The sequence below is a fragment of the Erythrobacter sp. JB1-4 genome (assembly GCF_057365025.1).
The window spans coordinates 2889916-2914781 of record NZ_CP200292.1; the positions used below are offsets into that span (position 1 = coordinate 2889916).

General features: G+C 56.4%; 25 protein-coding genes, 1 tRNA gene and 3 pseudogenes. 22 read left to right on the top strand and 7 right to left on the bottom strand.

The features are described from left to right. Positions 1–11 precede the first annotated feature (11 nt). The 10 genes from frr (at position 12) to AC0V61_RS13560 (ending at position 9306) form a co-directional block, all read left to right on the top strand. Complete coding sequence (gene frr / locus AC0V61_RS13515; RefSeq protein ID WP_486158368.1) at positions 12–569, top strand: ribosome recycling factor; 558 nt, start codon at positions 12–14, stop codon at positions 567–569. A gap of 81 nt (positions 570–650) precedes the next feature. After that, positions 651–1292, top strand: coding sequence for a polyprenyl diphosphate synthase (uppS, locus tag AC0V61_RS13520; RefSeq protein WP_486159555.1), 642 nt, complete (start codon positions 651–653; stop codon positions 1290–1292). Then, entirely contained in the window at positions 1279–2064 is a 786-nt protein-coding gene (locus AC0V61_RS13525; protein ID WP_486158370.1) for a phosphatidate cytidylyltransferase, read from the top strand. The genes uppS and AC0V61_RS13525 overlap by 14 nt, the downstream gene beginning before the upstream one ends. Further along, a complete protein-coding gene (gene dxr, locus AC0V61_RS13530) occupies positions 2064–3227 on the top strand; it encodes a 1-deoxy-D-xylulose-5-phosphate reductoisomerase (RefSeq protein WP_486158372.1) in 1164 nt (387 codons plus the stop codon). The genes AC0V61_RS13525 and dxr overlap by 1 nt, the downstream gene beginning before the upstream one ends. Then, complete coding sequence (gene rseP, locus AC0V61_RS13535; RefSeq protein ID WP_486158374.1) at positions 3220–4353, top strand: RIP metalloprotease RseP; 1134 nt, start codon at positions 3220–3222, stop codon at positions 4351–4353. The genes dxr and rseP overlap by 8 nt, the downstream gene beginning before the upstream one ends. Before the next feature lie 233 nt (positions 4354–4586). Then, the gene (bamA, locus tag AC0V61_RS13540) at positions 4587–7364 is read left to right on the top strand and encodes an outer membrane protein assembly factor BamA (RefSeq protein WP_486158376.1); all 2778 of its coding nucleotides are present in this window, start codon (positions 4587–4589) and stop codon (positions 7362–7364) included. Beyond that, positions 7364–8053 (top strand): OmpH/Skp family outer membrane protein, encoded by a 690-nt coding sequence (locus AC0V61_RS13545; protein ID WP_486158378.1) that lies wholly within the window; start codon positions 7364–7366, stop codon positions 8051–8053. The genes bamA and AC0V61_RS13545 overlap by 1 nt, the downstream gene beginning before the upstream one ends. A 25-nt stretch (positions 8054–8078) precedes the next feature. Next, on the top strand, positions 8079–8558 hold the full coding sequence (fabZ, locus tag AC0V61_RS13550) for a 3-hydroxyacyl-ACP dehydratase FabZ (protein WP_486158380.1): 480 nt from the start codon (positions 8079–8081) through the stop codon (positions 8556–8558). A 113-nt stretch (positions 8559–8671) separates the two neighbouring features. Next, positions 8672–8896 (top strand): 50S ribosomal protein L31, encoded by a 225-nt coding sequence (gene rpmE, locus AC0V61_RS13555; protein WP_486158382.1) that lies wholly within the window; start codon positions 8672–8674, stop codon positions 8894–8896. Between the two features lie 83 nt (positions 8897–8979). Then, a complete protein-coding gene (locus AC0V61_RS13560; protein WP_486158384.1) occupies positions 8980–9306 on the top strand; it encodes a DMT family transporter in 327 nt (108 codons plus the stop codon). A 58-nt stretch (positions 9307–9364) separates the two neighbouring features. Here the strand turns inward: AC0V61_RS13560 and AC0V61_RS13565 are convergent, their stop codons facing one another. Further along, positions 9365–9664, bottom strand: coding sequence for a hypothetical protein (locus AC0V61_RS13565; protein ID WP_486158386.1), 300 nt, complete (start codon positions 9662–9664; stop codon positions 9365–9367). A gap of 29 nt (positions 9665–9693) precedes the next feature. Further along, on the bottom strand, positions 9694–10329 hold the full coding sequence (locus AC0V61_RS13570) for a prolyl hydroxylase family protein (RefSeq protein ID WP_486159557.1): 636 nt from the start codon (positions 10327–10329) through the stop codon (positions 9694–9696). Positions 10330–10565: 236 nt separating this feature from the next. On the opposite strand from AC0V61_RS13570, the gene AC0V61_RS13575 reads away from it, so the two are divergent. From AC0V61_RS13575 to AC0V61_RS13630, 12 genes and pseudogenes are all read left to right on the top strand, one after another. Further along, positions 10566–10642, top strand: a tRNA-His gene (locus tag AC0V61_RS13575). 73 nt (positions 10643–10715) lie between these two features. After that, positions 10716–11749 (top strand): annotated as a pseudogene (locus AC0V61_RS13580) (Leu/Phe/Val dehydrogenase). An 86-nt stretch (positions 11750–11835) separates the two neighbouring features. Continuing rightward, positions 11836–12594 carry a heme ABC transporter permease CcmC gene (gene ccmC / locus AC0V61_RS13585; protein ID WP_486158388.1) on the top strand — a complete coding sequence of 253 codons (759 nt, stop codon included), beginning with the start codon at positions 11836–11838 and terminating at the stop codon, positions 12592–12594. Continuing rightward, positions 12594–12734 (top strand): heme exporter protein CcmD, encoded by a 141-nt coding sequence (gene ccmD, locus AC0V61_RS13590; protein ID WP_486158390.1) that lies wholly within the window; start codon positions 12594–12596, stop codon positions 12732–12734. The genes ccmC and ccmD overlap by 1 nt, the downstream gene beginning before the upstream one ends. Further along, entirely contained in the window at positions 12731–13195 is a 465-nt protein-coding gene (gene ccmE, locus AC0V61_RS13595; RefSeq protein WP_486158392.1) for a cytochrome c maturation protein CcmE, read from the top strand. The genes ccmD and ccmE overlap by 4 nt, the downstream gene beginning before the upstream one ends. A 3-nt stretch (positions 13196–13198) precedes the next feature. Next, positions 13199–15192, top strand: a pseudogene (locus AC0V61_RS13600) (heme lyase CcmF/NrfE family subunit). Beyond that, entirely contained in the window at positions 15192–15716 is a 525-nt protein-coding gene (locus AC0V61_RS13605) for a DsbE family thiol:disulfide interchange protein (RefSeq protein WP_486158394.1), read from the top strand. Before AC0V61_RS13600 ends, AC0V61_RS13605 begins: the two are co-directional and overlap by 1 nt. Further along, a complete protein-coding gene (locus tag AC0V61_RS13610; protein ID WP_486158396.1) occupies positions 15716–16147 on the top strand; it encodes a cytochrome c-type biogenesis protein in 432 nt (143 codons plus the stop codon). The genes AC0V61_RS13605 and AC0V61_RS13610 overlap by 1 nt, the downstream gene beginning before the upstream one ends. Next, positions 16147–16791 carry a tetratricopeptide repeat protein gene (locus tag AC0V61_RS13615; RefSeq protein WP_486158398.1) on the top strand — a complete coding sequence of 215 codons (645 nt, stop codon included), beginning with the start codon at positions 16147–16149 and terminating at the stop codon, positions 16789–16791. Before AC0V61_RS13610 ends, AC0V61_RS13615 begins: the two co-directional genes overlap by 1 nt. Before the next feature lie 134 nt (positions 16792–16925). Further along, the gene (locus tag AC0V61_RS13620) at positions 16926–18848 is read left to right on the top strand and encodes a potassium transporter Kup (RefSeq protein ID WP_486158400.1); all 1923 of its coding nucleotides are present in this window, start codon (positions 16926–16928) and stop codon (positions 18846–18848) included. Further along, positions 18845–19807 carry an alpha/beta hydrolase gene (locus AC0V61_RS13625; protein WP_486158402.1) on the top strand — a complete coding sequence of 321 codons (963 nt, stop codon included), beginning with the start codon at positions 18845–18847 and terminating at the stop codon, positions 19805–19807. The genes AC0V61_RS13620 and AC0V61_RS13625 overlap by 4 nt, the downstream gene beginning before the upstream one ends. A gap of 32 nt (positions 19808–19839) precedes the next feature. Then, a complete protein-coding gene (locus AC0V61_RS13630) occupies positions 19840–20082 on the top strand; it encodes a hypothetical protein (RefSeq protein ID WP_486158404.1) in 243 nt (80 codons plus the stop codon). A 194-nt stretch (positions 20083–20276) separates the two neighbouring features. On the opposite strand, the gene AC0V61_RS13635 is transcribed toward AC0V61_RS13630, so the two are convergent. The 5 genes and pseudogenes from AC0V61_RS13635 to dapF form a co-directional block, all read right to left on the bottom strand. After that, the gene (locus AC0V61_RS13635) at positions 20277–21134 is read right to left on the bottom strand and encodes a hypothetical protein (protein WP_486158406.1); all 858 of its coding nucleotides are present in this window, start codon (positions 21132–21134) and stop codon (positions 20277–20279) included. A gap of 13 nt (positions 21135–21147) precedes the next feature. Beyond that, the gene (locus AC0V61_RS13640) at positions 21148–21861 is read right to left on the bottom strand and encodes an inner membrane-spanning protein YciB (RefSeq protein WP_486158407.1); all 714 of its coding nucleotides are present in this window, start codon (positions 21859–21861) and stop codon (positions 21148–21150) included. Next, positions 21861–22775 (bottom strand): signal recognition particle-docking protein FtsY, encoded by a 915-nt coding sequence (gene ftsY / locus AC0V61_RS13645; protein WP_486158409.1) that lies wholly within the window; start codon positions 22773–22775, stop codon positions 21861–21863. The genes AC0V61_RS13640 and ftsY overlap by 1 nt, the downstream gene beginning before the upstream one ends. Further along, a pseudogene (locus tag AC0V61_RS13650) lies at positions 22772–23961 on the bottom strand (MiaB/RimO family radical SAM methylthiotransferase). Before AC0V61_RS13650 ends, ftsY begins: the two are co-directional and overlap by 4 nt. Beyond that, positions 23958–24782: a diaminopimelate epimerase gene (dapF, locus tag AC0V61_RS13655; RefSeq protein ID WP_486158411.1), complete on the bottom strand. Its 825-nt coding sequence runs from the start codon at positions 24780–24782 to the stop codon at positions 23958–23960. Before dapF ends, AC0V61_RS13650 begins: the two are co-directional and overlap by 4 nt. Positions 24783–24866: the final 84 nt, after the last annotated feature.

The following is a 24866-nucleotide window of genomic DNA, read 5'->3' on the forward strand; positions in this document are numbered from 1 at the left end:
GAGTAAAACCCATGCCGACTTACGACAAATCTGACATTGAGCGCCGGATGAGCGGCGCTGTGGAATCGCTGAAAGGCGACCTTTCGGGCCTTCGCACAGGGCGCGCAAACACCGCTTTGCTCGATCCGGTGGTTGCTGAGGTTTACGGCGCGATGATGCCGCTTTCCCAAGTCGCGACCGTCTCTGCGCCAGAGCCCCGGATGCTGGCCGTGCAGGTGTGGGACAAGAGCAATGTAAGCGCGGTTGAGAAGGGGATTTCCAAGGCGAACCTTGGTTTGAACCCGATGACCGATGGCCAGACGATCCGCCTGCCCATGCCTGATCTGACTGAGGATCGGCGCAAGGACTTGGCGAAACTTGCCGGCGAATATGGCGAAAAGGCCAAAGTGGCCGCACGCAATGTCCGGCGCGACGGAATGGAAAGCCTTAAGGCTGACGAAAAGGCCAAGGAAATCTCAGAGGATGAGCGCAAGCGGTCTGAGGATGAAGTTCAGAAGCTGACCGACAAATATGTCGCGGAAATCGACGCGGCGGTTGAGAAGAAGGTTCAGGAAATCCTGACCCAATAAAGGGTTAGCGGTCGCTGGGAGCTAGGGGCTTAGGTGGAGAACGGCAGCGTCAATACCGGTGCTAGGCACGTTGCCATCATCATGGATGGCAATGGCCGCTGGGCAAAGAAGCGGGCCCTTCCACGCGCCATAGGGCATCAGCGCGGGGTTGAGGCGGTGCGGCGTCTGGTACGCGCTCTGGAACCGATGAACCTTGATTGCCTGACGCTTTATGCGTTCAGTTCGGAGAATTGGAAGCGCTCTGAGGATGAGGTGGGCGACCTCATGAACCTCATGCGCAAGTTCATCAAATCGGACCTTGCCGAGTTCGTGGCGAACGATGTGAAATTGAAGATCATCGGTGATTGGCGCGGCCTTGCTCCCGATATCGTCGAGATGCTCGAAGATGCGCTGGCCCAAACGGCCAATGGCACACAGACGCTTGCGGTTGCACTCAATTACGGGTCGCAGAACGAGATTGCACGGGCTGCTTCAAAGGCAGGTGAGGCGGGCGAGATCACGATGGAGAGTATCGCGGCAAATCTCGATACAGCTGACCTTCCGCCGCTTGATTTGCTGATCAGGACAAGCGGCGAGATCCGGCTCAGTAACTTCCTGCTCTGGCAATCGGCCTATGCGGAAATGCTTTTTGTCGATACGCTTTGGCCAGATTTTAAACCTGAGCATTTAAGCCGTGCACTACAAGATTTTGCGCAGAGGGAGAGGCGCTTTGGCGGCAGATAATGGGGTGGGAGAAAGCGGCGCGGGAACACCGCCTGCAAAAGGTACCGCAGATTTAGCGGTCCGCTTTGTTTCAGCCGTCGCGATGATCGGCGCGGTGGTGATCGCGTTGTGGCTCGGCGGTTGGTTCTGGATCGGCTTTGTGCTTCTGCTTGCAGGGCTTGTCCTGTGGGAGTGGAACCTTCTGACACGCGGTTTTGGCGTGTCGCCTATGGCTGAGGTTGCCTGGCAGTTTTTCGGAGCAATTTATGTGGGCGCAGCGGCGCTTGCGATGATCGCGGTGAGGAACGGCTGGGGCTTCCTCTTCGGTGAAGGGGCCTCGCTCGGCTATGACATGTGGTCGGTTCTGTTCGCCTTTTTCGTGCCGATTATCGCGGTGGATGTGGGGGCGTATTTCTCTGGCCGCTTGATCGGCGGGCCGAAAATCGCGCCTTCGATTAGTCCTTCGAAAACCTGGGCTGGGTTTGTTGGCGGCGCTGCGGCTGCGGCGTTTGTTGCGCTTGGCGTAGAGGCTGCGGACTTTGGTCCTGCTTCTGCCATGCCCGGTTTCTCGATTGGCAGCCTTTTGGGTGCGGTTCTCGCCGGCGTTCTGATCGCGGTTATCGCGCAAGGCGGAGACTTTTTTGAAAGCTGGATGAAGCGCAAAGCTGGCGTCAAAGATTCGAGCAATCTCATCCCCGGACATGGCGGAGTGTTCGATCGGCTGGATGGCTTTTTGGCAGTGTTCTTTGTGCTGTTCCTGCTGACCTTTTTGCCGGCTTTGGTAGGCTTCTGATGGCGCGCACTATCACCGTTTTGGGCGCGACGGGCTCGATTGGAGCCTCAACGCTCGATCTTCTTCGGCGAAATCCGGATGCGTGGCAGGTTGATACATTGACGGCGAATTGCTCGGCAAAAGAACTTGCGGCATTGGCGCGTGAGTTTGGAGCAAAGCTTGCCGTTGTGGGCGATGAGAATTGCTTGGCGGACCTTCGCGAGGCCCTAGCAGGAAGCGACACTGAGGCGGCTGGCGGCGCTCAAGCACTGTGTGACGCGGCGCGGCGCCCGGTGGATATGACGGTTGCGGCAATTGTGGGCTGTGCTGGCCTTGCCCCGACCATGGCAGCGGTGGAGCGTGGTGGGACGATTGCTCTGGCTAACAAAGAGGCGCTTGTTTCCGCTGGCGATGTTATGACCGGTGCGGTTACCAAACACGGGGCAACCTTGCTCCCAACGGACAGCGAACATAATGCAATTTTCCAATGCCTTGCGGGCGGCAATTATGAGGACGTTGCAAGGATTACTCTGACCGCGAGCGGTGGCCCTTTCCGCACATGGGACAAGGCCGCGATTGATGCCGCGACCCCTGAGCAGGCGGTGGCTCACCCGAATTGGTCAATGGGTGCAAAGATCAGCGTCGACAGCGCCACGATGATGAACAAGGGTCTTGAGTATATCGAGGCGCATCATCTTTTTCCGGTGGGCTTGGATCGTCTTCGGATCGTGGTGCACCCGCAAAGCGTGATCCACTCCATGGTTGAGTATCGCGACCGCTCGACGCTGGCGCAGCTTGGGCCATCCGATATGCGCGTGCCGATTGCCTCGTGTCTTGCCTATCCAGAACGGATGGAAACACCGCTCGAACCGCTCGACTTGGCGGCCATCGGCGAACTCACTTTCCAAGCTCCCAATGAAGAGCTTTTCCCGGCCACACGCATTGCGCGTGAGGCGATTGAGGCGGGCGGGGCGGCTCCAGCGACGCTCAATGCAGCCAATGAAGTGGCTGTAGAAGCATTCCTCGCCGGTCAGATTGGGTTCAGCCGCATTACGGCAGTAGCGGAGACGACATTAGAGCGCTATGAGGCGCCGACGCCGCGCACGCTTGAAGACGTGCTGGCGATTGATAGCGAAGCGCGCAAATGCGCCGCAGAGGCTTTGGAGCACGCACCCCTTGTTTGAGCAGCCCCCTTTTTGGATGTACTTTATCGGCTTTCTGGCTTTGCTGGGACCGCTGGTCACAGTGCATGAGCTTGGCCACTATCTTGTGGGCCGCTGGTTTGGGGTGAAGGCTGAAGCCTTCTCTATTGGATTTGGCGGAGAAATTGCCGGTTGGACCGATAAGCAGGGCACGCGGTGGAAGCTCTCATGGCTGCCGCTTGGCGGCTATGTTCAGTTTAAGGGCGATATGAACCCGGCGAGTATTCCTGATCCTAGTGCGCCCCCGCCTGAAGAGGCGAATGACGGCAGTTTCCAGAACGCAAGCCTGTGGAAACGCGCGCTGATTGTTGCAGCGGGCCCAGTTACAAACTTGATTGTAGCGATTGCGATTTTTGCAGCGTTTCTATCGGTTTACGGCAACCCCAAGATTGTCGCTGAAGAGGACCCACGCGTCGTTGGGCAGTTTGGCGGAGTGGATGTCGCGCAAGTCGCTGGAATTGAGCTTGGCGATAAGATTGTGGCGATTGATGGGGCTCAGATTACCGGCTTTGAAGATTTGCGGACCAAAGTTCTGCTGCATCCTTCAACGCGGATGGTTTTCACTATTGAGCGTGATGGGGAGGAATTGCAGATACCCTTGACCACTGCCCGTGTTGAAGAAACCGATACATTTGGCAACGTCAGCGTGGTTGGGAAAATTGGTATCGGACCTGCTGACGCGCGTTATGAGTTTGAGGAAGTCGGTGTTCTTGCCTCAATCCCAATGGCGGCCGAAAAGTGTTGGGACATCACTAAACTGATGGTCACCGGGATCAAACAAATCCTGACCGGCGAACGTTCGATCAAGGAACTTGGTGGACCTGTAAAGATTGCGAAATACTCCGGCGAACAGATGAGCCTTGGCTTTTTGGCCTTCGTGAATTTCGCAGCTCTCATCTCGCTTAATTTGGCATTCATCAACTTCTTGCCAATCCCTGCGCTAGATGGTGGCCACCTGGCTTTCTACGCCGCTGAGGCGATCCGCCGTAAACCGGTTGGGCCGGTCGCAACGGAATGGGCCTATCGTGCTGGCATCTCGCTGGTTTTGGTCTTTATGGTTGTGGTGACGTGGAATGACATCACCGGTTTGCTGCCGTTTGGCAGTTAAAGAAAATGGGGCCTTGTTTTGCAGGCGTGCGTCGTTAGACGGGCCGCTTGGTTAAACAAGGAAAGCGGGCTCTTTTGCATTGCCCGTTCATAGTGCGCTTAGACTGCTTGACCGGTGCGTTATCAATCGGGCAGAGCAGGCGGTGTTTTGAGGAACGGTGATGCCGCAATGGCTGATCCAGCACGCGTTTCGGGCAGGCGCATTGAATACGGGTAGGACGGGATATTTCATCCATGACACTTTGTGAGCAAGCAGGCGGTGGTCTTGCGTCTTTCAACATTTCCGGTGGCAAAAGCCCCGGGAGGAAGGGCTCAGTTGCCCGTTTAGGTTTGGCTTTGACCGGGGCAACGATGCTGGCAGGTGTGCCGGCTGGTGCATATGCGCAAGAGAGCGTACCTGCTGCGCAACCTGCTCCTGCTCCTGCGCCATCTTCGAATACAATCCGCTCGATCAATGTGGTGGGCGCTGAGCGTCTCGAGCCGACCACGATCTTGTCGTATATTCGGCTTCGCGTAGGGCAAGAGTATACGACAGCGGCAGCGGACGAGGCGCTAAAAGACCTTGGCGCAACCGAACTCTTCGCTGATTTCTCTATTGCCGCACAAAATGGCAATGTGGTGATCACTGTTGTTGAGAACCCGGTGATCAACCGGATCGTCCTTGAGGGCAACAGCAGGATCGACAACGACAAGATCATTCCTGAAATTCGCCTTGCGCCGCGTCAGATCTTTACGCGTTCCAAGGTCCGCGCCGATGTTGCGCGTATTGTCGAGCTTTATAAACGCCAGGGACGGTTTGCGGCCACTGTTGAACCGCAGATGGTGTCGCTGCCGCAAAACCGTGTCGATATCGTTTTTGAGATCGAGGAGGGACCAAAATCTAAGGTCCGCCAGATCAACATCATCGGCAATGAGAAATTCTCAGATGGTGAGCTGCGCAGCGAAATGGTGACGAAGCAATCGCGCTTCTTCCGCTTTTTCAGCTCCAACACCAGCTATGACCCCGACCGCCTCGCGTTTGACCAACAAAAGCTGCGTCAGTTTTATCTCACCGAAGGCTATGCTGATTTTCGCGTCGTTTCTGCTGTCGCGGAGCTGACCCCTGATCAACAAGACTTCATCATCACCTATGTGGTGGAAGAGGGTGAGCGCTATAATTTTGGCGACGTCGAAGTTGATAGCCAAATCCGAGACTTTGACGGCGATTCTCTTGCAGCGGGTCTCGGCATTCAAACCGGTGATTTCTACGATGCGAAGATCGTTGAGGATACGGTTGAATCGCTGACTGAGCTTGCAGGCCGCTTTGGTTATGCCTTTGCCGATGTTCAGCCGCGCTTTGATCGCAATCCTGAAGACTTGACGATGGATATCACTTTCATCCTGCGTCAAGCGCCGCGGGTGTATGTTGAGCGCGTTGATGTCAACGGGAACACGCTTAGCCAAGATAAGGTGATCCGCCGCGAGTTTCGTATTTCCGAAGGCGATGCATTCAACTCGCTTGGGGTGCAACGCACGACAGCGCGGATTAACTCGCTGGGCTATTTCCAAGAAAACTTCGAAGTCAATCAGGTCGAGGGTTCTGCCCCTGACCGTATCGTGCTTGAAGCTAACGTCGAAGAGCAGCCCACTGGCGAATTGCAGTTTTCTGCGGGCTTCTCATCGATTGAGCGGTTCATTCTTGCTGGCTCTATCCGCCAGCGAAACTTCCGCGGTCGCGGACAAACTGTGGGCCTCTCGCTTAACTTCTCGCAATTCTCTCGTTCGGCGCAGGTGAGTTTCACCGAACCGTACGTATTCGACCGGAATATCTCAGCAGGCGCAGATATTTACAGGCGAGACTTCAACAGCTTTAACCGGTTCGACGGTAACCGAAACAACACATTCGAACAGTCGACGACAGGTGGCTCTTTAAGGGTCGGTGCGCCGCTGACCGAATTTATGTCACTCGTTGCCAGCTACACGCTGAACTATGACGAGGTCAGCCTCGATCAGAGCATATTCTTCACCGATACAGACGGCGATGGCATTCGCGGCAACAGCGTGGACGACTTTTGCGATCCATCGACTGCCGGTCGCTTCCTGTGCGATCAGCTCGGCAATCGTTTGAGTTCCATTCTGGGCCTCAGCCTCAATTACAACACATTGAATTCCGGCTTTAGGCCGACCCGTGGTCGCCAAATCTCGCTCAGCACCGAATGGGCAGGCCTTGGAGGCGATGTGCGCTATCTTCGTTTCCGAGGGAAGGGACAACAGTTCTGGAATGTCGCCAACTCTGGGTTCATCTTCTCGCTCTCAGCTGAAGGCGGTGTTGTTGTTCCGCTGAGAGAGCGCACAGGCGCGGGCGTGGATGATGTGTTCTTGACCGATCGCTTCTTCCTTGGAGAGCCACAGTTCCGCGGGTTTGATATCCGAGGCGTTGGACCTCGCGTTTTGCGACAAACGCCATTCCAGGACCCCACTAACGCTGCCTTGGCGCTGTTGGATGAAGACGGGAATGTGGTCTTCAATGACAATCGCGATCAACAGCGAGATGATGCACTGGGTGGCCGGTATTATTATCTTGGCCGCGCGGAACTGGAGATCCCGCTTGGGACAGGCGCACGTGAGCTGGGTCTTCGTCCTTCGATCTGGCTCGACGTGGGCGCTCTTTGGGGTCTCACCACGCCCACACTCGACAGTTCTGCTGTGTTTGCGGAGCGGATTGAGACGCCGCGTGTCGATGGTGATGGCAATCCAGTCTTGGATAATGACGGCAACCAGATCATCGATGTGGGCTTTGCAGCCACACTCGACCCGATCGCATCTGACGGGGTTACGCCCAACGCCGTTAGCAGCAACAACTTCCGCGAGATCTTTGTTGGCGATTCGTCCAGTCCTCGCGTCACCGCAGGGATCGGCGTGAATTGGAATTCACCCTTCGGTCCCTTCCGTATCGATCTCGCCCAGACGATCCGTAAGGTCGATGGCGATGACGACAAACAAATCACGTTTAACGTAGGAACACAATTCTGATGACACGTTTTTCAAAAATGCTTGGTGCAGTAAGCCTTGCTGCTTGTGCCTTTACCGTTGCCACTCCTGCTGCCGCTCAGGTGGAAGGCCGGATTGCAACCGCCGATATCAGCCGTGCGATTATCGGCACAACCGCGCTGCAAACCGCGTACAATCAAATCGGCACGACCTATTCGGCGCAGATCGAACAGCGTGGTACAAAACAGCAGCAGTTGACGCAGCTGCTTCAACCGTTTGACACCAACAGCAATGGTCAGCTTGAGGAAAGCGAGCTTGCCGGTGTGCAGAACTCGCCAAACTTTGCGCAGATCCAAACCCTTGAGCAAGAGGTTGCAGGGCTCACCAACCAGTTGAATACTGCGCGCGCTTTTGTTGTTGAACAAATCTTTGTCGCATACCCTGCATCGCTTAGCGAAGTGGCTCAGGCGCAGCAGATCGTTGCTGTCCTTGCACCAGGCTCGCTTCAGTTTGCAGCGGAAGGCGCTGATATTACGGCGCAAATCACAACCTCGCTGAACACCAAAGTTCCATCTGTGCAGGTTGTGCCGCCAGCAAATTATCGTCCTAACCCCAACGCTGCGCAAATTTTCCAAGAGATCCAGCAGACCCTTCTGCGCGCGCAGCTGCTCCAGCAACAGCAGGCCGCTCAGCAAGGTCAAACTCCAACGCCTGCGCCTTCGGGTCGCTAAGCGGCGTTATTTCAGGGGGCAGGAAATGAGTGAAGAAAAGGCCTCGGCTCAGCCGATAACCGATTACGATATTCACAAGATCCTAAAGGCTCTTCCGCACCGCTATCCGCTCTTGTTGGTGGATCGGGTGCGCGAAATTCATCTGAATGAGCGCATCCACGCGGTGAAGGCGGTCAGCATGAATGAAGAGTTCTTCCAAGGGCATTTTCCTGGGGCTCCGATTATGCCGGGGGTTCTTCAGATTGAGGCGCTCGCTCAGGCAGCGGCGATCCTTGGGATTGAAACGCTTGAACTGGCGGGCACTGGCAAGCTGGTTTTGTTCATGGGTATCGATGGAGCAAAGTTCCGCGCGCCTGTGACACCGGGGTGCTTGCTCGATCTTGAGGTGGAGTTCCTTCAGCAACGCCGCACGATCTATAAGTTCAAAGGCAAGGCGAGTGTTGAGGGTAAGACAACGTGTGAATGCGAATTCACCGCGATGATTGCGGACCCGCCGAAAGACTGAGGTTACGCGAGCAATCGCTTGCAATTTTCGGGGGCGGCGTTATGTGCGCCGCTTCTTACCAGTTTTATAGCAGCGCCGGTCGGAACCGGCGAACGCTCAAAAGGACAAAGACGATGAAAGCCGAAGGGCACCCACAGTATCACACGATCACGGTCAAAATGACCGATGGTACCGAGTTTCAAACGCGCTCAACCTGGGGCAGCGAAGGCGACACGCTCGCACTCGATATTGACCCAACAAGTCACCCTGCATGGACCGGCGGTAACCGCCAGATCCAGGAAGGCGGCCGTGTGGCAGCGTTCAACAAGCGCTTTGGTGGGCTCAGCCTCAAGAAGTAAACGATCCTCATCATGAGATTAGAGAAGGGCGGTTCTTTGGGGCCGCCTTTTTCTTTGCGCGGGTTGCGGTTAAGCTGGCCTATATGAACGCTTGGATTTTCTTAGGGCTTGCTATTGTCTTTGAGGTGAGCGGCACATTGATGCTCAAGCTCTCGGACGGGTTCGAAAAATGGCAATGGGGTGTGGCATCGCTTGCCGCGTATTCGGTGAGCTTTTGGATGCTGGCTCCTGCTGTGAAAGTGATCCCGGTTGGGGTTGCTTATGCGATTTGGTCAGGCTGCGGGATTGTGGCGATTAGTGTGATAGGACTTTTTGCCTTCGAAGAACGGCTAAGCGCGCTGCAATTTGGCTTTATCGCGATGATCCTGATTGGAGCGGTGGGCCTAAACCTAACTGTTCAACACGGTTAGGCCGGTTGCACCGCGCTGTAGTGCCGGGGTGCGAGCTGGCTTTAATGAAGCAAGCCTATCAACCTAGAATAGATGGAACCTGATCTAAACGGCAGTGCTCATTGGCCGTATATCGTGGTGGCAATCCCGGACTAACATAGCCGCCGGTGACAAGTGTTCCGTCTTTGCACTCTATCTCAATCGCGCCCTCAAGGCTTGTACGAGCCGCAAATGTGCCTGTTGGCAGACGCATAAATTCATTCGAAAGTGGCGGATTGACAATGCGCGCTGAGGAAATGACGCCATGTGGGTCGGTCAAAATTGTGAGATTTAGCCAGAACCAAAAAAGAAATAGCGAAGCCAATATGGCAACAGGCATAATCCAGCGCCCAAGCTTCCTGCGCGCTCTCACCATGGCCACGGCTCCTCGCGATACCATTTGGTGATCACATATTTCATGCCCTTACGAACCTTCATTCCGTGATGAAGCGTGTTGGGATTAAGCTCGCCATTGGGTCGCTTGTTGTTCCAGCACAAAAGCTTGCCAACCTCAGGCTGAAAGGTCTTGCCGATTGCCTTAAACCGGGTCGCACCGCCGGACTCTACCTTGTTTAGGTAGATCATGAAGGTCCAGGTGCGCTGACCAGCTTTGCTGCAATACTTCTCAAAGTCTGCCGTCCCCGGCGTGAAGTAGTCTGTGTGCGCTTTAAATTCTTGACCCACGTTATAGCGCTGCCCTTGCACAGGCTCACCTAGCGCCGGGTCGATGCCGTTGAGCTTATGCAACAGGCCATCTAACTCCTGCACCACAGGATCGCGTCTTGCCAGGTCGCAAGTCTCACTGGTGCGAAAATAGGCATCTCCATTGGGATCAGCGATTGTGCTTGGCCTACGGTCCTTGTCGATCAGAGCAATGAGTTTCTGGCAATGCGTCGGCGTTAGAAACGCTTTCGCCTGAAACAGCTCAACATTGGGATGGGGCACCCGTTGAATCCCGTCGCGATTGGACAGATTGTTGAGCACAGAATCGGTGAGCAAGCCCATAACGCGTGCGATGTTAAGTGTCTGGCTCCAAGAGGCAAGGTCACGCACACGCGAAACATTATTGCGCTGATATTCGTAAAGGGCAGTTTTCGCTTCCATTGGGCTGCACATTGTGCAATTGGCTCGCGCCCACGCAGATGTGGTGTTGACCTAACGAATGCTTCGAGCAATGGCGCCCCTCGCAAGCGCTGATTGGCGAGAGGCCCGAAGGTCATCCATATGAAGCGGGGCATGTGGCGATCGTAGCTCAGTTGGTTAGAGCGCCGGTTTGTGGTACCGGAGGTCGGGGGTTCGAGACCCCTCGATCGCCCCATTTTCCCCCTTCACATTGGTCCTCTTGGTCGAGTGTCCATGGGCGCTGCGAGAATAATGCGGGGCCCTGATTTATGACTGCTTTTTGGACCGAACCTGATTTTGATGATCATGAGTTTGTGCACGTCGTGCGCGATCACCAATCCGGGCTCACAGCGATCATTGCGGTTCATTCAACACACCTTGGGCCTGGTGCGGGTGGAACGCGCTTTTGGCACTATCCCAACCCTAAAGATGGCCTTCGTGATGCGCTGCGTCTGTCACGAGGTATGAGCTATAAGAACGCGATGGCGGGTCTTCCTGCTGGCGGGGGTAAAGCGGTGCTTCTCGCAGATGAGGCGCGCACCAAAACACCTGAAATGCTTGCTGCCTTTGCCAAAGGCGTTGAGGGACTAGCGGGTCGCTACATCACCGCTCAGGATGTTGGTATGTCGCAGGACGATATGGTGGCGCTTAGTCATCACACTGCCCATGTTGCAGGTTTGCCCGGGCAGGGCGGTGATCCGGGTCCTTATACAGCTCGCGGTGTCTATCTTGGCGTCAAGGCAGCCGCTAAGCGCGCTTTGGGTGTCACTGATATGCGCGGTGTTCGCGTGGCCATTCAAGGATTGGGCAGCGTGGGCGGGGGCTCGCCCGCTACCTTGCTGCCGATGGAGCAGATCTGGTTATGGCAGATATAGACAAGGGCCGCGCAACTGCCATGGCTGAAGAGTTGGGCGGTAAAGCGGTCAGCACCGATGCGATTTTGGGCGCGGACGTTGATATAGTGAGCCCCAATGCGCTTGGCGCTGTCTTGACCGAGCAGTCTATTGACGCGCTCAAAGCTCAAGTGGTCGCTGGCGGGGCAAACAATCAGCTTGCAACCGGCACAGAGGGTGAAATGCTACGAGGACGCGGCATTCTCTATGCGCCTGATTATGTCATCAATGCAGGTGGCATTATCAATGTGCTGCGTCATATTGACGGGGCTGATGATGATGAGATTAACGCAAGGATTGATCGTATCCCGGCGCGTCTCGAACAGGTCTGGGATAAGAGCGCATCCTCTGGCCAATCGCCCGACGTGGTCGCCGATTCTATGGCCAAGGAGTTGATCGGCCGCGCATAAGTCCCCTCATTAGCACTGTTGCATGCTTTGCGCCCTTGCGAGGTCAGCTAAGGGCACTATTACAGGGTGCAAGAGGGATAAATCTTGTGCACATCTACGCGAACCCCAAACGATTCTTATCGCTTGCCGGCTGGCTAATGCCGGTGCTCTTTTGGAGCGGGCTGGCTTTGTCTCTAGGCCCGGTGCTTTGGGGCCTTCTCGTCGTTACACCTGACCGATTGATGGGGGATACTGTGCGTATCCTCTTTATTCATGTCCCTGCCGCGTGGCTTGGCATGGGAGGGTGGACAGGGATTGCCATATCCTCAGCCGCTTTGCTCATTTGGAAGCACCCGCTCGCAGCCCTTTCTGCCCGTGCTATTGCAGTGCCCGGCATGGTCTTTACCGCGATTTGTTTGGCTACGGGGTCAATTTGGGGCCGACCCACTTGGGGCACATGGTGGGAATGGGACGGGAGGCTGACGAGCATGCTCGTGCTCTTGTTCCTTTATGGTGGCTACATTGCGCTCGCACAGGCAACGGCACGCGAGGGTGGCTCGCCAAAGATCCCTGCTATTCTGGGGATCGTTGGTGCACTCATCGTGCCGATAATCAACCGCTCGGTCGTGTGGTGGAATTCCCTTCACCAACCGCCGAGCCTTACCGCGGGCAAGAGCTCGATTGATCCCGAATACCTTTGGCCGCTTTTGACTGCCACTATCGGGTTTTCGCTTCTCTTTGGGGCTATTGTTCTTATGCGGATGCGCGCCCTTATTGCGGAGCAGCAGGTTGAAGCGCGCCTTCGCCGCAGGGCGCTTGATGAAGATGTGACACCTGTCACTGCGAGCGGAATGGAAACGGCATAATGCGCGAAGCACTGGATCATTGGCCCTTTGTGATCGGCGCTTACGCAGTTGGCGGCGTTGCTCTTACCGGCCTCATCGCATGGAGCTACACAACAATGCGCAATGCTGAAAAGCGCCGCCAGGAGATGAAGCGCAAATGAAGGCTAAACATCAGCGGATGACACTTGTTGTCTTTGCTCTGCTTGCCGTTGTTGCGGCAGGGTTGATAGCTGCTTGGGCTTTGCGTTCACAGGCGAACTATTTCTATTTGCCAGAACAGATGGCTGAGCAACCTCCTGCGGTGGGGCAAGCTGTGCGTTTGGGCGGTATGGTGGCAGCGGACTCAATCGTCACCGCCGAAGACGGGATCACTGTGAACTTTATGGTCACTGGCAACACCGAAGATACAATCCCAGTCACATATAGCGGCATTTTGCCCGACCTATTCGTTGAAGGCTCAGGCGTAGTTGCCGAAGGGTCGCTGCAAGCGGATGGGACATTCCTTGCAACCAATCTTCTTGCCAAGCACGACGAGAATTATGTGCCGCGTGAATTGGAAGGCCTTGAGGGCCATAAAGATCCCAAGGGCTACGCTGAGACCGTAGCGGGGTTAAAGCAGTAGGCTATGATAGCAGAACTCGGACATGCCGCCCTTTGGCTCGCCACTGCGCTTGCGGTTTTGCAAATGGTTGGCGGGGCGCTCGGCCTTCGGGCAGGTAATGAGGCGATTGTTGCGTTGGCGAGGCCTGCAGCGGTCGTGCAGGCGTTCTTGGCGAGCTTGTCATTCCTTCTATTGCTTTATGCCTTTGCGATCACTGACCTGTCCGTCAAACTGGTGGCGACCAACTCGCACTCGATGAAGCCATTCATCTATAAGCTGACAGGCACATGGGGGAACCATGAAGGCTCGATGCTTTTGTGGGTAGCGGTGCTGGCGCTATCGGGTGGATTGCTCGCCGGACTTGAGCGACGATTGCCGGAAAAGACGATGTCGGCGACTTTAAGCGTTCAAGGCTTTGTCGCGCTCGGGTTTTATAGTTTTCTTTTGATCTCGTCGAACCCGTTTGAGCGTTTACCTGTTCCAGCGCCAGAGGGGTCAGGCTTGAACCCTCTTCTTCAAGATATCGGCCTCGCGATCCATCCACCAACGCTGTATATTGGTTATGTCGGCCTGTCGGTTGCGTTCAGCTTGTGCATGGGCGCGCTTATCACCCGCCAAGTAACACCGGATTTCGCCAAGGTCATGCGGCCTTGGGTTTTGGGTGCATGGGTTTTCCTCACATTTGGTATCACTGCCGGATCATATTGGGCCTATTATGAGCTGGGTTGGGGCGGTTGGTGGTTCTGGGACCCGGTGGAGAATGCTTCGCTCATGCCATGGCTTGCAGCGACTGCCTTGCTTCACTCAGTCACTGTGCTTGCAGCGCGCGATGCGCTTAGGACATGGACGATCATGTTGGGCGTGTTGGCTTTCTCCATGTCGATGCTGGGCACTTTCCTTGTGCGTTCAGGCGTCATTACCAGCGTTCATGCCTTCGCAGTCGATCCAGAGCGCGGAAGCTTCATCCTTGCTCTCCTTGGACTTTACATTGGCGGCGCGCTTGTCATCTTTGCGATGCGGGCAGGGCACATCGCCGAAGGGAAGCGCTTTACAGCGACAAGCCGAGAAGGCGCTCTTGTCTTCAACAACGTCATGCTTTCTGCGATCCTTGCGATCGTGCTTCTTGGCACCCTTTATCCAGTTTTCACCGAGGTCTTTGATGTCAGGGTGTCGGTCGGGCCTCCTTACTTCAATCCGGCTGGCGCGATATTTGCCATACCGATGTTTATGGTGATGGCAGTTGGGCCTTTGCTTCGGTGGAAAGATGACAGCCCAAAGCGTATCCAGTTTGAGCTCCTTGCGCTTGCCGCCATCGTTATCGCGGTTCTTGCATTGGTCGCGTTCTTTGGCAGCTACGGCATCCTTCCGATTTTGGGATTGGCTTTCGCGGCAGCTCTGGGCATTGCCTCGCTCCTCCCCTTCGAGGGCGCAAGCTATCGCGCGTACCCATGGCCACCTGGGGCATGGTTTGTGCACACTTCGGCGTTGCTGTTGCCCTTTTCGGTATGGCAAGTGAAAGCGCGTTCACCTCAGAAAAGCTCGCGGCCGTTTCCGCTGGCGGACAAGAGGAGGTCGCTGGCTGGACGATCGAACTCCAGAGCGTTGACCCAATCGCCGGACCCAATTGGACTGCGGTTGAGGCACGCATCATTGCAACGCGCGGGAGCGGAGATGGAGTGCTCTTAACGCCCCAAGCACGCAATTTCTGGGCACCTTCACAAGCAACGAGCGAAAGCGCACTGCTCACCACTTGGGATGGGCAGTTGTACGCGGTCATCGGTGACCAGGCGGGCGTTGATGCCAATGGAAGCCCCCGCTGGCAGCTGCGCGTCTGGTGGAAGCCGTTTGTGACCTTTATCTGGTACGGTGGGATGCTTATCGCCTTCGGGGGTGTTCTATCCATCATTGGCCGTTTGCAGGTTGATCTTAAACGCCGAACCGCGGTTAAGCGCGGGAAGGAAAGGCGTGAGGATGAAGCGGCGCTTTCGGGCGAGACTGTGCCGGAGCCTGCGGAATAATGCGCCTTCTCTATCTCCTCCCGCTTGCGCTGTTCCTGTTTTTTGCAGGGGTTGCAGGTTACATGCTGACGCAGCCCAAAAACCAGACCATCCCCTCGCAGATGGTCGAAAAGGAACTGCCTCAATTTGAACTTCCTCCTGCTCTTGAAGGCATGCCCGGTGCCTCGCGCGCGGACTTTGTCGGGGGTAAGCCCAAACTGCTCAACATCTGGGCGAGTTGGTGTGTGCCCTGCATTGCCGAGGCGCCCCATCTTGAGCGTTTGCGCGAAGAAGGTGTTGAGATCATCGGCATTGCCGTTCGCGACCGGCCTGAGGCGGTTTCGGGGTTTCTTTCACGTTACGGCAATCCTTACACTCGGATTGGCGCGGACGATATTTCTGAGCTGATGCTTGAGATTGGTGCATCGGGTGTACCTGAAACCTATGTGATCGATGCGAATGGCAATATCCGTTACCAACACATTGGCGATATTCGCGAAAATCATGTCGAACTTCTTCTCGAGAAACTCGAGGAGGCGGCTTGATGCGTATCCTGATCGCAGTTTTGGCGCTCATCGCCGCTCCGCTCCCCGCTTCGCTCGCAGCTCAGTCTGGCATGCCTCCGGCGCCCTATGCTTACACTCAGCTTGAGGACCCCGCGCTCGAAGCTCAAGCCACCGCGTTGATGTACACGCTGCGCTGCCTCAAATGCCAATCACAGAGCATTGCAGACAGCGATGCACCAATGGCGGGCGATATGCGTCATCAGGTCCGCTCGCGGCTTTTGGCAGGCGAAAGCCCTGAAGAGGTGCGCGATTGGTTGACACAGCGATATGGCGACTATGTGAGCTACGAGCCAACCGTAAGCAGCACCACTTGGCCGCTGTTTGCCATTCCGCTTCTTCTCCTTGCAATTGTGGGCCTCGTCCTTTTCCGCCGCTTGGGTAAGCGCAGCGCCTCTAAGGATGCCGCCTAATGATCGGTCAATGGCTTGCCATTTTGGCTCTAACGCTCGTGAGTTTTGCGATTGCGGCGTTTTATCTGCGCATGCCGCGTCAAGGCTTCGCAGTGTTCGGCGCTATTCTCCTGCTTGGCCTGGTTGGATACACTTGGGCGGGGTCTCCGGGGCAAAGCGGTCGTCCCAAACAGCCGCAAACCAAGGTTGAGCAGCAATCGGGCGAAGAGATGGTCGATGCACGCCGAGCACTTTTCGATCCCACTCGCGCCAAGCCAGACTATCTTACCTTGTCGGATGGATATGCGCGTCGCGGTAAATTTGATGAAGCCGCCGGCCTTCTTCGCAAAGGCCTGCGTGAAAACCCCCGGCATCTTGAAGGCTGGCTTGCGCTTGGTATGGCGCTCACCGGACACGCGGAAGGTTTTGTAACGCCAGCTGCTAGTTATGCCTATGGAAAGGCAAGGGAAATTGACCCTACCAATCCTGGCCCTGATTTCTTTCTTGGCACTTCTTTGCTCCAATCCGGTCAAATCGTTGCAGCGCGCGACATTTGGGGGCGTCTGCTTGAAAACTCGCCCAATGATGCCCCATGGAAGGCCGAAATCGAAGCGCGCGTTGCCCGGCTTGATGAGATGATCGCCAATGCGCCGATGCTTCAATAGACACTGCAATGGGAACTTGTACGCATGGCAATGTTGCAGGTGCGAAGCCTCAGTGGTAGAGCGCGCGACCTTGAACGGACTCGGCGTGTCTTGAGTCTCGACGAACGGGCCGGGAAACGGGACAGTCGCAAGAGATGAGCGAAGCCTCAGCATCACAGGGCAGCCATGAGGGCGGTCACGGGCATAAGGGCTCGAAGGCTGCACTTGCTGTGGGCGCGATTGGTATTGTCTTCGGCGATATTGGGACAAGTCCGCTTTACGCTTTCCGTGAGACATTCGCTGGCACTGCCAATGTCGCGATTGACCGGATGCATGTGCTTGGCGTTGTCAGCCTTATCTTTTGGTCGATGCTGCTTGTGGTGGCGATCCAATATGTGACCATCCTCATGCGCGCCGACAACAAGGGACAGGGCGGGTCTTTGGCCCTTGTCGCGCTATTGTCTCGGCATATGGGCAAGTCCTCTTATGGTTGGCTGGTTGTACTCTTGGGCGTGTTTGCGACCTCGCTTTTTTATGGCGACTCTATGATTACGCCCGCGATTTCAGTTCTTTCTGCGGTGGAGGGGCTCACCGTTGTGGATGCTGGATTGCAACAATATGTGATCCCGATTGCGCTTGGACTTCTCGTCTTCCTCTTCATGCTTCAGGCGCGCGGGACTGCCAAAGTCGGCGCGCTATTTGCCCCTGTCATGATCGTCTGGTTCGCCGTGCTCGCCTGTCTTGGCGGGTGGCAGATCATCCAGAACCCGGACATTTTGTGGGCGCTCAATCCCTATTACGCCGTCATGTTCTTCGTTACCGATGGGTTTGTGGCCTTCCTAGCGCTTGGCGCTGTGGTGCTCGCGGTGACTGGCTCCGAAGCGCTTTATTCCGACATGGGGCACTTTGGGCGCGGGCCGATGCGCTTGTCGTGGTTTGGCTTTGTCATGCCGTGTCTTCTCCTCAATTACTTTGGCCAAGGGGCCATGATTGCAGGCCTTCCCGCCGAAGAAGCCGCGGTAGTGGTCCAGAACCCCTTCTTCTTGCTCGCAAGCGAAGAGTGGCGCTTGCCTTTGGTCTTCCTCGCCACGCTTGCGACCTTTATCGCCAGCCAAGCCGTGATCTCGGGCGCGTTCTCAATCACCCATCAAGCGGTACAGATGGGCTTCATGCCGCGCCTCTCGATCCTTCACACAAGCGAGACCGAAGGCGGACAGATTTATATTCCAATCGTCAATTGGGCGCTGATGGTGGCGGTGATTTTGCTGGTGCTCACCTTCCAGAGCTCGTCTAACCTTGCGTCTGCTTATGGGATTGCCGTCACGGGGGCGGTCACGATTGATACGCTTTTGATGGCTCTCCTGTTGGTCAGCGTGTGGAAGTGGAAGTGGTGGTATGCAGCGCCTGTTGTCATCCTTTTCCTGATCGTGGATGGGGCGTATTTCGCAGCGAACCTTACCAAAGTGCCTGACGGCGGCTGGTTCCCTCTGGCGGTCGGCTTCTTCGCCTTCACGATGCTGACGACTTGGTCGAGGGGTCGTAAACTTATGCGTGCCCGGATGAGCGAAGGGTCGCTGCCGATGGAGATTTTCGCAAAATCCGCCAAGAACTCGGCCCTTCGTGTGCCCGGCACCGCGATCTTTATGGCCAGCACACAGGCCGGTGTGCCGTCTGCGCTGCTTCACAATATCAAGCACAATAAGATCCTTCATGAGCGGGTCGTCATCCTGACCGTGGACATTCAAGACGTGCCCTATGTCGATCCAGAGAACCGGTGCGAATACACCGATATGGGCGATGGCTTTTACCGTGCGATCTTGCGCTATGGCTTTATGGAAGAGACCAATGTGCCCGAGGGTCTTAAAGGCATGGGCACATATTGCGGCGGGCATTTTGACATGATGCACACCAGTTTCTTCCTGTCGCGCCAGACGCTTTTGGCGAGCGATAAACCGGGAATGCCCATCTGGCGCGAAAAGATCTTCGCCTGGATGCTAAGGAATTCAGCGAGCGCGATGGACTTTTTCAAACTGCCAACGAACCGCGTGGTGGAACTGGGCAGTCAGGTTGAGATTTGACGGACATCATTGGTTCGCAGCTCCCCTCGTTTAACGGTCATCCTTCCTGGGCAAGCTACCACGCGATTGTTGAGCAAGAGTTTGGTATTTCGCTGCCGCGAGAGATCACTGAGAAATGGGTGCCTATTCGTGGCAGCCACATCCGGTTCGACGAATGGCTACCTGCAGGTGAAGCGAAAGGCACGCTCATCTTTGTGCATGGCGCAGGTGGCAACGGGCGAATGCTTGCTCCATTTGCTCAGGCTGCAGCCAAGCACGGTTGGCGGGTGCTTGCGCCAGATTTGCCGGGCTATGGTCTCACCATTCAATCGCCTGATGCGCGGTGGAACTATGCCGAATGGCCAAAGATCGTTGCCGAATTGGCTGCAATGCAAGAGGGGCCTGTCGTCCTGCTAGGTGCGTCAATGGGCGGGCTTACTGCCGTTTATGCAGCGCAAGACATAGAGCATCTGGCAGGGGTGGCCGTCACGACTTTGATCGATTTGTCTGAGGCTTCAAACTTTGCCTTGGGGGCGAGGTGGAAATGGCTGGGCTGGCTTTCCATGCTTGGCTTTCGCATTATGCCGTGGCTGATGGATCGACTTTGGCTACCTCTAAGCCTTACAGCTCCTTTGAAGGCGATGAGCAGCAACACACGCATGCAACGCTATTTTCAGACCGACCGTTTGCTTGGGCGAAAATGGCTACCGGTCAAATTTTGGCGCAGCGTCCACAACTTTCAGAGCGAGGGCGTTGTGTTGAAGTGTCCGCTTTTGCTGGTTCATCCGGGGGATGATGATTGGACGCCTTTATTTGTTAGCGAGAACAAGCTTGCCCAAATTGAGGCGGACAAACAGATCAAAGTGCTCAGCAATGGGTCGCATCTGCCGCTCGAACAGCCTGCTTTCGATGAGCTTTGCGCTGGCCTTGCAGATTTTCTCAAAGATAAAGGAAAGGGCCCAGCCGCTGGAGCAGGATGACTGGGACGCGGTTCAAGCAAGGGGAGGGGGCTATGCCCACCAAAGTCGATTTCAAACGCATCGTCCGCGATCATGCCAAGCTTGAGGGCGAGGCTCAGATCAGCATTGGGACCACCACTTTTACCGGCGATGGCGACCGGTTGTTCTTGAACTTCAATGACGTGGGGCTGCTCTTTTCTCATGAGGATGCCGAAGACTTCTTGAAGGCGGTAATGGCGGTGTATCTGCGGCTTGGCTACTCCAGCGAAGGCAGGGACCAGGCCAATCGTTTGTAGGAATAAGGTGACGCATGTGTCACCTTATTCCTACAGCGACCCTTCTAAATTTCCCGGTTTTCCGGGCTTTTCGCGTGTTGGGAAAAGGTGACACTTTGCAAAGTGAAAACACGCGCGAGGATTTGATTTCGAAAGAGCGGCCCCGTAAGCATGACGCGCTAAGCCCATGTAGGAAAGTGTAAAAGTAAGGGCGCTTATCGGCTAAGCCCAACCTCGGTCGCCGGGTTCAGGTCTTCATTGGGGTCGGTGAATTGGTCCGCAGGAAAGGCGACCGAGATCGGCGTATCCGCAGTTGTCAGGCATAGAATATGGTTGTTGTCCGGGTCTTCGTGATCGGCAATCGAACCGGGGGTGACGACCCGCTCTTCGCCGTCCTTGCCGCGCACTGTGACGCGGTAGAGTTTTGCGCTCTCCTGCGTTGGTGCATCGCCTCCGGGCAGCGTCACACCGCCCGCCCAGACCACTCGCAATTGCTGCTTTGTGTTCGTATCGGAGCAACGGCTTCCGCGCGTACCAAGTGCGCCAAGGCCCACATCAAACTCGTCATGTGACACGATCTGGGCTGCCACAAGGAAAGGGCCTTGTTTGAGCGGGGTAACGGCTATCTCTGCCCCCTTGAAATTGACCTTTCCATCAAGCGAGTGAAGGTTGCCTTTGATTTCCACACTCGCGGGCGGATCATTGTCAGCGTTGCCAAATTCGCCGATCAAAAGAATGGTGCGAAGCTCGCCTGCATCGGTTGCGGGAAGCAGGCTGGCACAGTGAATGCTGCCTTCCTCACCCGATGTTTTCACCACGCGAAAATCACCCGCTTGAAGGCTCGTGTGGTCCACCTGCGCCGAAGTGATAACCGGCATGCCATCAAGACCCGCACCGCCCCGGCAAATGCGGTGGGCCACCAATGGCAATGCGTTATCGAGCCCAAAGAAGGCGGATAGGAGCGTGCCTTGCTCCAATTCCGCAACGTCAGGCGTTGTGTCGGTATGCTCGGTGGTGGAAGCCTCTTGCGCGCATGCTCCCAGGCCCCAGACCACGCCGAGGATAGCAAACATTCTCCACCAAAAATCAGTCTTTGACTGAATCACCATCGTTTTGCCCCACATCCAGCCCGTGTTTCAAAAGCATGGGGAGCTGTGTGAAGGTGAAGAGGAAGGTGAGGGGGAGGAACACCCACAGTTTGGCCCAAAGCCAGCCTTCAAAGTCCATATAGCTGCGAAGGCCCTCATTTAGAGCGGCGAGCATCAGGAAGAACACACCCCAATTGCGCGACAGTTTGAGCCAGCCTTCCTCGGTGAGGCCCTCAAAAGCGGCCTCGAGCAGGATTTTAAGCAGCGCACGGCCGGTGAAAAACCCTGCGAGCAGCGTCACTCCGAAAAAGGAATAGATGATGGTGGGCTTCAATTGCACGAAAACCGGATCGCCAAAGAAAATGGTAAGCGCGCCGAACCCGACAATAAGGGCGGTGGAGAGCCACAGCATTGGGCTGATCTTGCCCAGCTTGAATTTGGAGAAAAGCAGAGCGGCAACAGCGGCGACCATAAATGCGCCCGTGCCATAGATGATGGCGAGGAGTTCGCCAGCCGCGTTGGGCTCAGCAGGCGCGTTGAAACGGTATACGGCGAGAAACACCAGCAAAGGCCCGTAATCGACCGCAACGTTAAGCCAGCCTGAGGGCTTTGGTTTGGCGTCCACAGGGGGTTTAGCGTCCGCAGGGGGTTTGGCGTCCGCAGGGGCTTTGGCGTTCGCGGGGGTTTGCGCCGCGTCTTCAATTTCTGGCATCAAGCCACTCCTGCAATAACGCGAGCCACAAGGTCCGGGTCAAACGGTCGCAAGTCTTCCATCTTTTCACCCACGCCAATGGCATGGATAGGAAGGCCGTATTGTTCTGCCGCTGCCACCAAGACGCCGCCGCGCGCGGTGCCATCCAATTTGGTCATGATCAGCCCTGTCACACCTGCGACCTCTTTGAATACGTCAATCTGGGATAGCGCGTTCTGACCGTTGGTCGCATCGAGAACGAGCACCACATCATGCGGGGCCTCTTCATTGAGTTTACCGAGCACGCGCCTGATCTTGGCGAGCTCTTCCATAAGCTCTTTCTTGTTCTGAAGCCGGCCTGCTGTGTCCACAACCAGCGCATCAATCCCGGTATCGGTTGCCTGTTTTACCGCATCAAAGACGATTGAGGCCGGGTCTCCGCCTTCCGGCCCGCGCACAATGTCAACGCCTGCGCGCTCGGCCCAAGTGGCGAGCTGTCCGATGGCTGCAGCGCGGAAGGTGTCGCCTGCTGCCAGCAAAACGCCGTAATCATCCTCGGTGAAAAGGTGAGCGAGCTTGGCGATTGTTGTGGTCTTGCCCGAGCCGTTGACGCCGATCACAAGGATCACTTGCGGGCGCGGGAAGGCGGTAATCTCAAGCGGCTTTGCCACAGGGCGAAGGATTTCGGCGATCTCTTCGGCGACGCTTTGCTTGAGCTCGGCTTGCGTGATTTCGAGACCAAAGCTCTTATCCGACAGCTTCTGGCGAATGCGCGCAGCAGCAGCAGGGCCAAGGTCAGAAACAATCAGCGCATCCTCGATATCATCAAGCGTCGCATCATCAAGGCGCGTGGCAACACCTGTAAGGTTGCTGCCAATACGCTCGGAGGTCTTGCGAAAACCGCTAAAGAGCCGCTGGCTCCAACTCTCGCTCATATGAGCATTCCTCCTTCAAGAGCGCGTGTGGTGAGCGGCAATATCTCGCCCGGTGTGGTATCTGCGGGGCATGACACCCGCGCAAAGCTTGGCGCATAGCCTGTGCCATCGCGTTCGGCGAGGACCGGGAGGGTTTCGCCCACAAGCGAGTTTAGCCAAGAGCTGCGTCTGGTCTTCACCGCCTCGCGCAATTCGGCCGCGCGCGCTTTGACGATTGCGCGCTCCAATTGCGGCATGCGTGCCGCCGGTGTGCCGGGGCGCGGCGAATAGGGGAAGATATGGCCGTGGACGATGTCGAGCTCTTCGATGATTGAAAGGTTGGCGGCGTGGTGATCATCGGTCTCTGTCGGGAAACCTGCGATAAGGTCCGCGCCAATCGCGATGTCGGGGCGGCGCGCCTTTAGACGCTGCACCAAGTCCACCGCATCGCTGCGCAAGTGGCGCCGTTTCATGCGCTTAAGGATGAGGTCGTGGCCGTGCTGCATGGATAGGTGAAGGTGCGGCATCAAGCGTTGTTCTGACGCGAAGAGTTCGAACAGCACCTCATCAATCTCAATCCCGTCAAGCGAGGACATGCGCAAGCGCGTTAGGCTAGGAAAGTGGCTCAGCACCGCTTCGACAAGTGCACCCAAAGGCGGCGTATCAGGCAGGTCATGCCCCCAGCTGGTCACATCCACCCCGGTGAGCACCACCTCTTTCGCCCCCAGCTCCAAGTGATGCTCCACCTCGTGCAGCACTTCTGCAATCGTCATAGAGCGGCTTTTGCCGCGCCCTTGCGGGATAACGCAGAAAGTGCAGGCGTGGTCGCAGCCGTTTTGTACCGCGATAAAGGCACGGGTCCGCGTTGGCGGGGAGGGGCCTTGGGTAAGGGCACATTCCATGCGCGCGGGTCCAGTTTGCGCTCATTGGCGATAAGGCCGTCGACCTCGGGCATATCGGCGATCTGGTCGCGCTCAATATCAGCAGCGCACCCCGTCACCATCAACCTTGCATCAGGGCGCTCGCGGCGCGCTTTGCGGATGGCTTGGCGGGTTTGGCGCACGGCCTCGGATGTCACGGCGCACGAGTTGATAACAACGACGTCGCCAGCATCGCCCAGCATAGCTTTCATACGCTCTGATTCAGCGATGTTGAGGCGGCACCCCAAGGATATGACTTCAGCGCCTTTAATCGGGGAGGAGCTCATGCCCGATCTCCCCCGGCAAAATCCTCCCAATTGAACTCGCCGCGAAAGCTCTCAGCTGCAGGGCCTGTCATGCGAATGGTCGAGCCTTCGCGCCATTCGATCACCAAATCACCGCCCGGAAGGGTCACAGTAACGCGGTCGCTCACCAGCTTGCAGCGGATTGCCGCGACCGCCGTAGCGCACGCCCCGGTGCCGCACGCCCGCGTCAGCCCCGCGCCGCGTTCCCATACATGGAGTTTGAGATGGCCGGGCCCAACAACGCTCGCCACATTGACATTGACGCCTTCGGGAAACACCGGGTCATGTTCAATCTCAGGGCCAAGCGTTGCAAGGTCCACAGCGTCCGCATCATCGACAAAAAAGATCACATGCGGATTGCCGACATTAACCGTCGAAGGGTGCTGCAACTCGCCCCAGCCAACGGGTAACACCCGCGTATCCATCGCATACTCAAGCGGTATCTGATCCCAGTCAAAGCGGGGCTTGCCCATATCCACGCTCGCGCCGCCTTCACCCGGTTCTATCGCGAGGACACCCCCAGCGGTCTGGATCGTCGCAGCTTCACCATGCAGCAGAGCAACAGCGCGCGTTGCATTGCCGCAAGCCTCAACCTCTCCGCCGTCATGATTGAAGATGCGCATGCGAAATGTCTCAGTATCGCTTGGCTCCAGCACAATCAGCTGATCACAGCCAATCCCTGTATGCCGGTCGGCGATAGCGCTAGCAGTGGACTTCGAAATAGCGGGCAGGGGCGTCTTGCGCGCGTCAAGCACAACGAAATCATTGCCAAGGCCATGCATCTTGATGAAGGGAACACGCATTACGGCGCTGCATCTATGCACCCATCGCCTCAGCGTCCAGTGCTAGCGGATAATCAAATGGCCTCAGGCGGTCATACCAAAGCG

Coding starts and splice junctions, on each gene's coding strand:
- frr (WP_486158368.1), top strand. CDS start 12: ATGCCGACTTACGACAAATCTGACATTGAGCGCCGGATGAGCGGCGCT.
- uppS (WP_486159555.1), top strand. CDS start 651: ATGGATGGCAATGGCCGCTGGGCAAAGAAGCGGGCCCTTCCACGCGCC.
- dxr (WP_486158372.1), top strand. CDS start 2,064: ATGGCGCGCACTATCACCGTTTTGGGCGCGACGGGCTCGATTGGAGCC.
- bamA (WP_486158376.1), top strand. CDS start 4,587: ATGACACTTTGTGAGCAAGCAGGCGGTGGTCTTGCGTCTTTCAACATT.
- AC0V61_RS13545 (WP_486158378.1), top strand. CDS start 7,364: ATGACACGTTTTTCAAAAATGCTTGGTGCAGTAAGCCTTGCTGCTTGT.
- fabZ (WP_486158380.1), top strand. CDS start 8,079: ATGAGTGAAGAAAAGGCCTCGGCTCAGCCGATAACCGATTACGATATT.
- rpmE (WP_486158382.1), top strand. CDS start 8,672: ATGAAAGCCGAAGGGCACCCACAGTATCACACGATCACGGTCAAAATG.
- AC0V61_RS13560 (WP_486158384.1), top strand. CDS start 8,980: ATGAACGCTTGGATTTTCTTAGGGCTTGCTATTGTCTTTGAGGTGAGC.
- AC0V61_RS13565 (WP_486158386.1), bottom strand. CDS start 9,664: ATGCCTGTTGCCATATTGGCTTCGCTATTTCTTTTTTGGTTCTGGCTA.
- AC0V61_RS13570 (WP_486159557.1), bottom strand. CDS start 10,329: ATGGGCTTGCTCACCGATTCTGTGCTCAACAATCTGTCCAATCGCGAC.
- ccmD (WP_486158390.1), top strand. CDS start 12,594: ATGCGCGAAGCACTGGATCATTGGCCCTTTGTGATCGGCGCTTACGCA.
- ccmE (WP_486158392.1), top strand. CDS start 12,731: ATGAAGGCTAAACATCAGCGGATGACACTTGTTGTCTTTGCTCTGCTT.
- AC0V61_RS13605 (WP_486158394.1), top strand. CDS start 15,192: ATGCGCCTTCTCTATCTCCTCCCGCTTGCGCTGTTCCTGTTTTTTGCA.
- AC0V61_RS13610 (WP_486158396.1), top strand. CDS start 15,716: ATGCGTATCCTGATCGCAGTTTTGGCGCTCATCGCCGCTCCGCTCCCC.
- AC0V61_RS13615 (WP_486158398.1), top strand. CDS start 16,147: ATGATCGGTCAATGGCTTGCCATTTTGGCTCTAACGCTCGTGAGTTTT.
- AC0V61_RS13620 (WP_486158400.1), top strand. CDS start 16,926: ATGAGCGAAGCCTCAGCATCACAGGGCAGCCATGAGGGCGGTCACGGG.
- AC0V61_RS13630 (WP_486158404.1), top strand. CDS start 19,840: ATGCCCACCAAAGTCGATTTCAAACGCATCGTCCGCGATCATGCCAAG.
- AC0V61_RS13635 (WP_486158406.1), bottom strand. CDS start 21,134: ATGTTTGCTATCCTCGGCGTGGTCTGGGGCCTGGGAGCATGCGCGCAA.
- AC0V61_RS13640 (WP_486158407.1), bottom strand. CDS start 21,861: ATGCCAGAAATTGAAGACGCGGCGCAAACCCCCGCGAACGCCAAAGCC.
- ftsY (WP_486158409.1), bottom strand. CDS start 22,775: ATGAGCGAGAGTTGGAGCCAGCGGCTCTTTAGCGGTTTTCGCAAGACC.
- dapF (WP_486158411.1), bottom strand. CDS start 24,782: ATGCGTGTTCCCTTCATCAAGATGCATGGCCTTGGCAATGATTTCGTT.